The organism is Hyphomicrobium sp. (assembly GCF_035572195.1).
In the GTDB taxonomy this organism is placed as follows: domain Bacteria; phylum Pseudomonadota; class Alphaproteobacteria; order Rhizobiales; family Hyphomicrobiaceae; genus Hyphomicrobium_B.
In genome coordinates this window covers 1-10,799 of sequence record NZ_DATNBA010000115.1, presented here as the reverse complement: position 1 = coordinate 10,799, position 10,799 = coordinate 1, and the positions used below count along the sequence as shown (strand labels likewise).

The window sequence follows — 10,799 nt, the reverse complement described above, 5'->3', positions numbered from 1 at the left end:
TCGACGAGCGACAGCCGGCCGGTCGAGAATGCCGCCGGCATGGCGATGCCGTAGGCGCCGTAGCCGTAGAGGAAAACCGGCGCCGTGCCGTCGAGCGGCGTCGTCTTCTTGTAGAGAAGCGTTATCGGCACGAGCTCGCCGTCGGGCGCCGGCGCAAAAAGACGGCGCGTCACGTAGTCGGCGGGGTTATGGCCGCTCGGCACTTCCTGACGTTTCCGGAGTGTGCGCTCGCGCGTCGCCATGTCGTAGTCGTAGGTCTCGGCTGGCGTCGTCATTGACGAATAGACGAAGCGGATGCGGCTGGTATCGAATTCATAGCCCGAGCTCATGCCGAGCGCGTAGGCTTCCTCTTCAAAGCGGATCGTGTGCTCGCCGCTGAGATCGAGAATGCTCGAGGCTGCGTCAGCGACTTGGCGCAGCGGCGTGATGACGATGCGCGGCAGGCTGTCTTCGCGCTCGAGACGCGCCATGTAACCCTCGAAGACGGCAACGTCGATGATCAGCCGGCCCGGTCTGTGCGGCACGATCTCGCGCCAGTTTTCGACGCCTGGCGCATCGACCGGCGCTTGCACGATGCGAAAGTCCTCGGCGGCTTCCGAATTCGTGGCGATGACGAGATGTTCGCCGTGGTGCTCGATCGAATATTGATGACCTTTGTGGCGCGCCACGACGAGACGCGGCGGCGTCTCCGGCTTGTCGGCGTCAATCAGATGCGCTTCGCTCGTCTCGTGATCGTGGATATCGACGACGATGAATTTTTCGGACTGCGTGGAGCTGAGGCCGACGTAGAACCCGGTATCCTTTTCTTCGTAGACGAGTTGATCGTAGCTCTCCGGCGTTCCGATAACGTGGCGATAAACGTATAGCGGGCGATGGTGCGCATCGACCTTGACATAAAACAGCGTCTTACCGTCTCGCGCCCATTCGAGGCCGCCGCTGGTTTCCGGAATTTCATCCACGAGATCCGTGCCCGTCTCGAGATCGCGAATACGGATCGTGTAGAGTTCCGAGCCTTTGTCGTCGGTCGCGTAGGCTAGCAGCTTGTGGTCCGGCGTATGTGCTGTTGCCCCGAGGTCCCAGTAGACTTTGCCCGCCGCTTCGGCGTTGCCGTCGAGTAGCACTTGTGCCTCGTCGGCCGAGCCGCCGCGTGGCATACGGCAGAGTTGCGCGTATTGTCCCCCGCGAACGAAGCGCGGGAAGTATTCATAGGGCCCGTGCGGATGCGGCACTTGCCGGTCATCCTCTTTCAGCCGCGCCTTCATCTCCTGAAACAACGTCTCCTGCAGCGCCTCGGTATCGGCGAGCAAGGCGGCCGTATAGGCGTTTTCGGCTTCGAGGTAGGCTCTGATCTCGGTGTCGAGCAACGATGGCTCGCGCATCACCTCCTGCCAGTTCGCGGCTCTGAGCCAGCCATAGTCATCGGTAACCGCAACACCATGATGCGTGGCGGTGCTGGGCAGGCGCCGCGCGATGGGCGGCAGAGTTGGATCAACGGTGTCGAGTTTTGAAGTCGCGGTCTTGGCAGTGGTCATGGACTTTTCGATTTCTCACATCAGGGGCGGCACGGCGGCGAGCCGGACAAGCTTTCTTCACCGCTGCGCAGATTGCGTCAACGCAACAGCGCGTTCCGAGTAACGCCATAATGGAGCCGGCGGCGTTACAAGAATTAGTGATGTCGTCATCTAGGGAAGGCGCCAGATTGACAATGGATGGATACTGTAGTCAAAGATTTCGCAAATGGAGGCTCAGTTGATCGCCAGCTCTGGGACGCAACGTCGCTTTAAGTCATAGGTTTAGGTGCACGATATTCCACTAAATCGAGAGAGTACGCGGGAACTGAATTCGGTGGTGAATTCGGCGGCCGTAGAGGAAGCGGAAGACAAACGGATGGACAGTTCGGCCTCACCTGAGCTCGTGACGATCACCGCAACGATCGTCGCGGCCTACGTCAGCAACAATTCGATTTCATCGACGGAACTTCCAGGCCTGATCGCTGAAACGCACGCCGCGTTGAGCCGCGCCGCGGGCCGGGCGGTTCCGCAGGAACGCGAAGAGGCAAAACCGAAGATTGCCATCAAGAAATCGGTGATGCCCGACTTTCTCATCTGTCTCGAAGACGGCAAGAAGTTCAAATCGCTGAAGCGTCACTTGCGGACGCACTACAACCTTTCACCGGAAGAATACCGCGACAAGTGGGGCCTGCCGCCCGACTATCCGATGGTGGCGCCGAATTACGCCAGCGCCCGCTCGCAGCTCGCCAAGAAGATGGGGCTTGGCACGCGCCGCGACCGCTAGAGCGTCTATCGGCGGCGATCTGCTCAGACGGAAGCTCAGAGCGAAGACGCAAGGCCCCGCCATGTATCGCGCAAGCGTCCTTCTGTTGATGTTGATCCTTCCTGCGGCGTCGATCTACGCAGGGCATTCCTATCTTCAGAGTTCCGCCCCACTTATGGAGCTGGTGGGAAAGTGGTTCGTGTTCTGGAGTGCGGGCGTCAGATTGTTGCTTGCCGGGCTCTCGCAATTCTTCCGGCCGCGCTTCACTTCCGAAGGCATTTTCGGAATGGAAAGCGATGACCCGTTGCCGTTCGTGCAGGAATTGGGCGCGGCAAATTTTGCCACGGGATTTGTCGGGGTCGCTTCGCTGGCCAAACCGAGCTTCGTCCTGCCGGTCGCGATCATCGCAGGAATTTTTTATGGCATTGCGGGCATCCGGCATCTGCTGAATGGCGGCAAAACGGCGAACGAAAATATCGCGATGATCAGCGATCTGTTCGCATTTCTGGTCCTTGCCACTTACGCCGTATCGGCAGTGTCGGCTTAGCGAACATCCGCACTGTTACTAGGCGCAGTTCGAAACCAGCACAGCCAGTTTCGTCATGATTTGTTGTTCACCGTCAGCCGGCCCGTCTTTTGTTTCGTGTCGAGTTCAATCAGCGCGGCGCGTTCCTGTTTGAGCATCCGGTAGAGCGCCGCATGGCGCGCAAGATCATAGGCCCAATCGCCGGCGCGACCGCGTTGCCGTTCCTCGCGGAGTGCGCGCTCGATGACGGAGATCAACCTTTTCCGACCTTCGCAACTTCGATCGCTAAGCTCTTGCGGCCAGAGCGGCAGGAACCGCGTGACGTCGCCGGCTGGATTGGCCCCTGACTTGCGAAGCCACGAGGCGGAGCGCATCGGCTGCGCCGTGATGTTTCGTATCGAAACGCTGTCCCGCATGCGATCGATTGTGATGGCACGACGGTGACCGGGGATAAGTTTGCGACGTAAAATTGCGGGTAGGGTGAACGAAGATGCGTGCGAAAAAACTTATCCCCGCGGCTCGGGGCGGCCTTATCCTTCGCCACATCGCGAGAACGGCAGACGCCGAACTTCTACGAGTTTGTGCCGGTGGCGGTTCAATTTCGCCGTAGCCGCAAAAGAGTCATCAAGATCCACGGGGTAGATGGATGTTACAAATCTCTCACGCCTTTGCCTTGAAAACGCGCCGCCGCACGTCCGCGTTTTCCGACAGCGTTGAATCGCAGCGCTTCCAGCAGGCACGGTTGGCCATCGACTTTGCCATCTCCAACGTCTTCGCTATCGAGGCCGGAGCCCTGTGGCGCGGCACCCGCGGCGTCAGGAACATCGCGTCGGCACGTCAGGTTGCGATGTACCTCGCGCATGTCTCCTGCGGTATGTCGTTGACCGAAGTCGGCGCCATGTTCGGTCGCGACCGCACGACCGTCGCGCATGGATGTTTGAAAGTCGAATACCGCCGCGACGATCCGATGTTCGATCGCGCGATGGATCTCTTGGGATGGGCGCTGCCGACACTCGTGATGCGCCCCGATATGCAGTGTCGGACACACTGAGCCGGCAACGCTGAGGACAAATCAGATGAAAGAATGCAGATCGAACCGGGCGCACGCGCGCTCCGGGGCGGCAACTCCGCGCGAACCCGAACGCGATCTTACCGAAAGCCCACTTGCCTGGCTGGCGCGGCGCAAGGACAAGGATGGCCGCCCGATGTTGTCGAATGCCGAATTCGATGCCGGTGAAAAGCTCAGGGCCGATTTCTGGTTTGCGCAAATGACGCCGCGCGTCACTGCCAACTGGTCGATGTTTTTGAGCGCCGGTAGTAGTCAGAGAGGCTCTCCGGACCTAGGCCCCGATGTGCGGGACTCCGTCGTTGCGGCGCGCGAGCGCGTCCGGCGTGCCCTGTCAGCCGTTGGCCCCGACCTCGCCGGAGTCCTGATCGATGTCTGCTGCCATTTGAAGGGCCTCGAAGCCAGCGAGAAGGCAAGTGGCTGGCCACAGCGTTCCGGCAAGGTCATCCTGCGCATCGCGCTCGGACAACTGGCTCGCCATTATGGCATCGCCGGTGCACGGGCCGATGCGGAATATTTGAATGATAGGCCCGTGCGCATCCGCCATTGGGGGACGGGTGACTATCGCCCGCAAATCGCGCCCGACACAGTCTGATCAGGCAGCAAGCATCGCCTGGGCGTCCGATCGAATGCGCTTCACCATTGAGGCAAGACCATTCGAACGCTGCTGCGTCAGATGCTCGCTCAGGCCGAACTCGGAGAAAATGCCCTCGGCGTCGGCCGCCGTGATCTCCTCCAAAGTCTTGCCTTCGTAGATGATGAACAGCAACGCGATCAGTCCCTGCACTATGTGGGCGTCGCTCGTGCCTTGCATCCTCATGCGGTCTTTGCGTTGCGGGTTCCCCGGCCCCGCGACGCGTTCCGTTGCAAGCCACACTTGGCTGGCGCAGCCGCGGACCTTGTTTGCGTCGGTGCGCAGGTCTTCCGGAAACGGAGGCAACGCGCGACCAAGCTCGATGACATAGCGGTAGCGATCCTCCCAATCATCGAGGAGCGCGAAATCGGCGCGGATGTCGTCAATCGTCATTGGAAATTCCAAGCGCGCCTAAGCTTTGGGCGCTACCTGAACATAGGTGTGCAGGGGCCAAAAGGGCAAGGCCGCCGATGGTCGCCGTCAGATGCTGCCCTTGTTCTTGGGCTTGTTGCCCCGCCAGGCCGGCCTTTTGTCTTGAGGCGTCAACGTCCCGCTGTCGCGCTCAAGAGAGGCAGGCGAGTAAGGCGGTTCTACCGACGCATCCTTCGAGGTCTGCCCCTCGCGCATCGTGTCGTAGGCGAGCTTGGCGCCGAATTCGGCCTTGGCGACGAATTGCGACCACAACTCCGCCCCCTTGGCGCACGTCGGACCGTTACGGTCGCAGAAGGTCACTACCCATTCAGCGGTGGCTCCGGCGCGGTCGTAAAGGCGCTGCTGCTGGTCGCGGTCCGACGGCAGCACGGCAATTCCGACAGCGATGATCGTGGCGATACGCAACAAACCCATTTTTCGCCCCTAACGACAGTCCGCACCGGCCGGCGCGGGAACAGTGAGAGCAATTCTCAGACCATGTGATAACAGGCCAAATTCAAAACTTCGCCAGTATCGGCAATGCAATTCGAACAGAGTTTGTTGCGAATTTGAAATGCATTTTCATCAAATACGCAGCATTTGGCAGTGGCTCGTCGAGCGACGGTTAAGAAGACCTTAACGGCTGCCCGCGATACTCGCCGCTACCGATCAAACGCCGCGACAGGGCAGCCAACAGATGACCGAACGGGACCGCAAGCTTGCCGGCGTCGCTTCGCTGCTCGTGACCATCAGCGTCGCTGCGAACATGATCGCCTTTCAGGACAAAGGTCAGGGCAGCATCATTGAAACCGGCGGGCTCGGTGCCAGGACGGCATGGGTCGACGGCCCGGGTCTCAATCTCGGTTCGGCGGTTACGGTACCCGTCGCCGCGCAGCCGCCGGTGCCCATTGCCCAGGGCCCGTCGAACGACGTGGGAAATATTAGCTCGGCCGAAATTACGCGCGGTATCCAGCGCGAGCTCAATTCGCGCGGCTACGAGGCCGGCCAACCCGACGGCGTCGCCGGGCTCGTGACGCGGGCGGCGATTTTTGCCTACGAGTACGACAACGACCTGGTCCTAACCGGCAAGCCGAGCGATTCGCTGCTCAGCCAGATCGTGCTCGGAAGTTCGTCGTTGACGCCAACCAGCGCCCGGACCGGCAAACGGACCACCGCCGACGGCGAGGCTCTGGTCATAACGGTGAAGCAGCAACTCTCGGCCCTCGGCTACAAAACCGGTGCGGCGGATGCGGCCCTGACGCCGGAATTCGCACGTGCCATCCGCGAATTTGAAAAGGATCAGAAGCTGAAGGAAAGCGGCCGCATCTCGGGTCCGATCATGAGTCGCCTGATCCGCCTTCAGAACGGATCGAAGTCGCGCCGCAACAACGTCGCACGGACAACGTCGCGCTAGGGTGGCGGCAGAGCTTGCTGTTAAAGAGAGCTGCTCGCCAAAAGCTGACAAGAGCGCACGTTGGGAGACCGGGCGGCATGCGCCTCAAGTCGGAAATCTGGGTCAAAGCCTATCTGCGCCGCTGCGCCGTCGCGGGTGCGAGTGGCGTGGTGGCACGCCACGGCGATGACGACGCGGGAGCGATTTTCATCAAGGTCGTGCGGGAGGACATGCAAGTCGCGATCTTTTCGCCGGCGCCCGCCGGTCTGGAGCATGCCGATTTCGACCGGCGCTGGGTGATGGGCTTCGCCGGAGCATTCGTATCGGATCAAGACGCTGAGAAGCTGCTTGAACGTGAGGCGCGGTTCGACAGCGACGTCTGGATCGTCGAAATCGAAGACCGTGACGGCCGGCACTTTCTCGGCGACGAACTGATGGAGTAGCGGCCCGGCAACTCTGACCCGCAACTCGCGCATCACGGTCACAGTCCGTTAATCACTCCGCGACTGTAATCGGCTGATGCGATGATTCTGGCAGGCCCGACATATTCGAAGCCAGCCCCATTGCTTAGGGACGATTTTTTTTTGAGCGAACCTCGCTTTGGGGGGACACGCATGGCAATAATTTTGGAATTCCGCGGCGTGCCGCGACGAAAGCCAGCCTCTACGCGGGCACCGCACCGATCAGGCAATTTGGCCGAAATCGTCCTCTTTCCTGGTGTGCGCTACGAACGTCCGGTCGAGAAGGCCAAGGCAAAGCCGAAGAAAAGCAAGCGCCGGCGCGACACCCTCGAACTCCAAGGCTGAATACGCCGGAGCGCGGCCCCGCTCGAATGGTGGCTCGAACTCAAGTCCGTCCCGAGGCGCACGTCGCTTTCGCCAAAATGGCATCCTCTTGCGCCCGGTATGGCGCCCCCTTGTCGGGAGCGCGAACGACGATCAGGCCCTTGGGCGCCGCGATGGTCTGTTCGTTGTCGGTTCCGGGCCGGCCGGGCGTCTGAGCCGGCAATCCCAGAAAGCGATCGTCTGATGGTATGATCGAAAGATCGATCGTCGTTTCGCGATCGGCCGAAGCGGCCGCAAAATAGATGCCTGAGCCATCGGGCGCGTAGATCCCTATCGTCCAGCCGAGGTCGGGAAGAAGAGCGCGAACGTGCATCGCCGAGTTCGCGGTTTCAAACGGGCAGAAGGCATAGCGTGCGTCGGGCGCCAGATACGGCAGCACTTGGTGCTCCGGCGAGACAGGATTTACGACCGTCATCGTGTTGTGCGGCAGCTCTCGCGCCAACCGCGCGTAGGCGGCATTGCGCTGATCATTTACCGCCAGGAATGTTTCGACGACGTGCACGATGGCCGCGACCAGGATGAAGATCATCATCAGCCGCCAGTCGATGCGCTCGAAGAAGGATTTCAAGTTCATGAGCAGCCCTCGCGGCGTATGATGGGCAGCATCTTGTTGCGTTCGGCGCGCGCTTCGTCCGAAAGGCCCGTCGATGGGTCGAGGATCGTGAGGACGAGCACCAGACGTCCCGCACCGCTCGTCGGCAGCCAGTTGCCGGGTCGGGCGTCGCGGCCGAGTGTGACGATAAATGATCCATTCGGATTGGGCGCCACGGTATCGGCCGTGAAGGTGTAGCGATTGGCGTCGTTGGCGATAAGGCGGCCGCGCGCGTCAAACACCGCGAGGCTCCACCACATGCCCGACATGTTCGAGCCTTCGATGACGTAGTTGCACGATGAATGCAGGCGCGCACCCAGATTGTCCGTGCGGGCTTCGAAGACACCGGCACTGTTCGATGCGATCCTGAGCTTGCCGCTGTTCGCAATGTGCGCCTTCGTGTACGGGTCGGCGAAATCGCGGCCCAGATTGCGCCAGTGCTCCCACGGCCCATACGAGTCGGTTGAAAGCAGCGAGCCGCGCGACACCATGAACTGGCTGGACCATATGCCGACCGCCACTGCAACCGCGATCGTCATGGTGAGACCGACGGCGCGCAACAGTATGCGGGCCACGCTGCGGGCCAGGTTCGTGTCCGAAGGAGGCTCATAGCTCCCGATCTCGATCGACGCCACGCTCGCGCGCCTCCTATTGCGGCCCGTTGCCGGGACGAGGGACGGGGGCTTCCGGCGGCACCGGCAACGGTGCTGTGGCCGGTGTTGAAAGGTCGTCCTTCGACATATCGAAGAGCGTCGCGCGGCGATCGGCTTTGCCGGGAGTGCGCTCGCGTGCTGGTTTCGGTGTGTCGTCCGGCGCCCCAGGAGTATTCGATCTTGCCGGCGGTGACTGCGGCGGCTGAGTTGACGGTGACGTCATCAAAGCTGGTGTTGCAGGCGTGACATCGCCGCCGCCGCTTGCCTTGCGCAGCGCCGCCGTCAGCGTCTTCAGGGCTTCGCGCGTTTTCTCCGGCATCAGCTTTTCCGATTTTGCCGCAGCCTCGGAAGCCTCCGTGTCAATTCCCGCTGCAACCTGCGCCGCCTTCACTTCGGCGAGGCGTTGCTGTTCCTCGATCTGGCGAGGATGCGGAGCCAAACCCGGAATGGTCGGAATGTTCATGTCAGTATGCGCGACGGTCATCAGGTCGTGCCAGACCGGCGCCGCCTGATGCCCCCCCGTGACGCCGGCGCGCATCGGATGGTTGTCGTCGTTGCCGAGCCAGACGCCGGCGACGTATTTGCCCGTAAAGCCAACGAACCACACGTCCTTCGGACCGGTCGATGTGCCGGTCTTGCCGGCAACATTGGTGAAGTCCAACTGGGCGGCTCCGGCGGTGCCTTCGGTCACCACGCGATTCAACATCGTGTTCATCTCTTCCGCGACGTGGCGGCTGAGGACTTGCCGCGGCGGCGGCTCATCGCGTTCGCGCGAATAGAGCAAGTCGCCCCTCGAAGTCGTGATGTCGAGTATCCCATAAGGCCGGGCCAGCTTGCCGGCGTTGGCGAAGGTCGCGAAGCCGCCGGTATGTTCCAGAACGGTGATACCGCCATCGCCGAGCGCCATCGAGCAGGTCTTCTTGACGCCTTCGATGCCGAGCCGCTTGGTCATCTCGATGACCTTGTCGCGCCCGACCGCGAACGACAGTTCCGTCGCGACCGTATTCAGCGATCTGGCGAGTGCCGACCAAAGCGGCATGCGTGCGCCCGATCCGCCGCCGCCACCGTAGTTCGACGGCGACCAGTTTCCGCATGAGCGTGAGCCATCGCGCACGATCGTTTCGGGCGTGTAGCCGTTCTCCATGGCGGTGGCATAGACGTAGACCTTGAACGACGAACCGGGCTGGCGCTTTGCGTGCGTGGCGCGGTTGAACTGGCTTTCGCCGTAGTCGGGGCCGCCGACTATGGCGCGGACCTTGCCGTCGGTTTCCATGACGACGATGGCGCCGGAGTTGAAATGATCCGGCCTGCCGTTGCGTTTGAGCGCGGCGTTGAGCGCCTCATCGGCTTGACGTTGCAGCGTCAGATCGACAGTCGTGCGGGCCGTCAGGACAAACTGGCCCTTGCCCTCGGCGAGGCGCTGGACTTCTTCATAGGCCCAGTCGAGGAACCAGTCGGGACTGTTCGGCGCCCGGTTCTCGACGATGCGCGCCGGGTTCATCCTTGCCGCGTGCACCTGACCGGCCGTGTAGTAACCGGCGTCGACAAGGTTATCCAGAACTTGATAGGTGCGGGCCCGCGATGCGGCGAGATCGACGAGTGGGGAATATTTCGTCGGCGCTTTGAACAGGCCGGCCAGCATCGCGGCCTCGGCCATGTTGATGTCGCGTACCGATTTGCCGAAGTAATACTGCGAAGCCGCTTCGACGCCGAAAGCGCCGCCGCCCATGTAGGCGCGATCGAAGTAGAGTTTCAGGATTTCCCGTTTTGAGTAGCGGCTCTCGAGCAGGAAGGCGAGAAACAGCTCTTTGACCTTTCGCTGCAGCGACCGCTCGGAGGAAAGGAACAGGTTTTTCGCCAGCTGCTGCGTTATCGTCGACCCGCCCTGCACGACCTCGTTGGCCTGCACGTTGGTCAACAAGGCGCGCATCGTACCGAGGACGTCGATGCCGTAGTGTTCGAAGAAGCGGCGGTCTTCCGTTGCCAGCGTCGCCTTGATCAGAAAGTCCGGAATTTCGTCGAGCGGTACGGCGTCGTTGTGCAGGATACCCCGCTTGCCGATGACGTTGCCGTTCACGTCGAGCAGCGTCACCGCATACTTGCCGGTCTGGAATTTGCTCTCGTCGAATTCCTGAAATGCGGGTAGGGCGAGGCCGTATAGAACGACGAAGCCGCCAAACAGCATCGTGAAGCTTTCCGACCCGAACTCGTTCAGAAGCCGGCGCCACCCGACCAGCTGAAAGCGCGCAAAATAGCTAGAGCCCGCGTTCCAGTAGTCCTTGACGCGCGACCAGCTTTCACCGAGCGCGGAATTGATCTTGGAATCAATCCCTAGCCAGTCGATGAAGCGGTGCCGACCGCCTTGTCTGAAGAACCAGTCGTTCAAGCGCGCCGTCCACCCCTTG

General features: G+C 61.4%; 14 protein-coding genes. 7 read left to right on the top strand and 7 right to left on the bottom strand.

Annotated elements, in window-relative coordinates:
• A partial coding sequence (locus VN623_RS09585) for a S9 family peptidase (RefSeq protein ID WP_325570476.1) occupies positions 1 to 1,532 on the bottom strand: 1,532 nt, incomplete at its 3' end.
• A gap of 355 nt (positions 1,533 to 1,887) precedes the next feature.
• Between VN623_RS09585 and VN623_RS09580 the strand changes: the two genes are divergently transcribed.
• Both VN623_RS09580 and VN623_RS09575 read left to right on the top strand, forming a co-directional pair.
• The gene (locus tag VN623_RS09580; RefSeq protein ID WP_325570474.1) at positions 1,888 to 2,295 is read left to right on the top strand and encodes a MucR family transcriptional regulator; all 408 of its coding nucleotides are present in this window, start codon (positions 1,888 to 1,890) and stop codon (positions 2,293 to 2,295) included.
• 61 nt (positions 2,296 to 2,356) lie between these two features.
• Positions 2,357 to 2,821: a DUF6790 family protein gene (locus tag VN623_RS09575; RefSeq protein WP_325570472.1), complete on the top strand. Its 465-nt coding sequence runs from the start codon at positions 2,357 to 2,359 to the stop codon at positions 2,819 to 2,821.
• Positions 2,822 to 2,874: 53 nt separating this feature from the next.
• Here VN623_RS09575 and VN623_RS09570 read toward each other — a convergent pair whose 3' ends face one another.
• The gene (locus VN623_RS09570; protein ID WP_325570470.1) at positions 2,875 to 3,216 is read right to left on the bottom strand and encodes a hypothetical protein; all 342 of its coding nucleotides are present in this window, start codon (positions 3,214 to 3,216) and stop codon (positions 2,875 to 2,877) included.
• A 230-nt stretch (positions 3,217 to 3,446) separates the two neighbouring features.
• On the opposite strand from VN623_RS09570, the gene VN623_RS09565 reads away from it, so the two are divergent.
• Both VN623_RS09565 and VN623_RS09560 read left to right on the top strand, forming a co-directional pair.
• Complete coding sequence (locus tag VN623_RS09565) at positions 3,447 to 3,851, top strand: helix-turn-helix domain-containing protein (protein ID WP_325570468.1); 405 nt, start codon at positions 3,447 to 3,449, stop codon at positions 3,849 to 3,851.
• Between the two features lie 25 nt (positions 3,852 to 3,876).
• Positions 3,877 to 4,461: a DUF6456 domain-containing protein gene (locus VN623_RS09560; RefSeq protein ID WP_325570466.1), complete on the top strand. Its 585-nt coding sequence runs from the start codon at positions 3,877 to 3,879 to the stop codon at positions 4,459 to 4,461.
• Here VN623_RS09560 and VN623_RS09555 read toward each other — a convergent pair whose 3' ends face one another.
• Positions 4,462 to 4,893, bottom strand: a complete 432-nt coding sequence (locus VN623_RS09555) for a SufE family protein (protein WP_325570464.1) — start codon at positions 4,891 to 4,893, stop codon at positions 4,462 to 4,464. It abuts the gene before it with no gap.
• A gap of 87 nt (positions 4,894 to 4,980) precedes the next feature.
• Complete coding sequence (locus VN623_RS09550; protein WP_325570462.1) at positions 4,981 to 5,346, bottom strand: DUF5330 domain-containing protein; 366 nt, start codon at positions 5,344 to 5,346, stop codon at positions 4,981 to 4,983.
• Between the two features lie 262 nt (positions 5,347 to 5,608).
• Between VN623_RS09550 and VN623_RS09545 the strand changes: the two genes are divergently transcribed.
• From VN623_RS09545 to VN623_RS09535, 3 genes are all read left to right on the top strand, one after another.
• Positions 5,609 to 6,325: a peptidoglycan-binding domain-containing protein gene (locus VN623_RS09545; protein WP_325570460.1), complete on the top strand. Its 717-nt coding sequence runs from the start codon at positions 5,609 to 5,611 to the stop codon at positions 6,323 to 6,325.
• A 77-nt stretch (positions 6,326 to 6,402) separates the two neighbouring features.
• Positions 6,403 to 6,747, top strand: coding sequence for a DUF1491 family protein (locus tag VN623_RS09540; RefSeq protein ID WP_325570458.1), 345 nt, complete (start codon positions 6,403 to 6,405; stop codon positions 6,745 to 6,747).
• 171 nt (positions 6,748 to 6,918) lie between these two features.
• On the top strand, positions 6,919 to 7,110 hold the full coding sequence (locus tag VN623_RS09535; RefSeq protein ID WP_325570456.1) for a hypothetical protein: 192 nt from the start codon (positions 6,919 to 6,921) through the stop codon (positions 7,108 to 7,110).
• 40 nt (positions 7,111 to 7,150) lie between these two features.
• Here the strand turns inward: VN623_RS09535 and VN623_RS09530 are convergent, their stop codons facing one another.
• The 3 genes from VN623_RS09530 to VN623_RS09520 are packed head-to-tail and all read right to left on the bottom strand — an operon-like array spanning position 7,151 to position 10,780.
• Positions 7,151 to 7,723 (bottom strand): hypothetical protein, encoded by a 573-nt coding sequence (locus VN623_RS09530; RefSeq protein ID WP_325570454.1) that lies wholly within the window; start codon positions 7,721 to 7,723, stop codon positions 7,151 to 7,153.
• Positions 7,720 to 8,376 (bottom strand): DUF1214 domain-containing protein, encoded by a 657-nt coding sequence (locus VN623_RS09525; RefSeq protein WP_325570452.1) that lies wholly within the window; start codon positions 8,374 to 8,376, stop codon positions 7,720 to 7,722. Before VN623_RS09525 ends, VN623_RS09530 begins: the two co-directional genes overlap by 4 nt.
• Positions 8,377 to 8,389: 13 nt before the next feature.
• Complete coding sequence (locus VN623_RS09520; protein WP_414653195.1) at positions 8,390 to 10,780, bottom strand: transglycosylase domain-containing protein; 2,391 nt, start codon at positions 10,778 to 10,780, stop codon at positions 8,390 to 8,392.
• Positions 10,781 to 10,799: the final 19 nt, after the last annotated feature.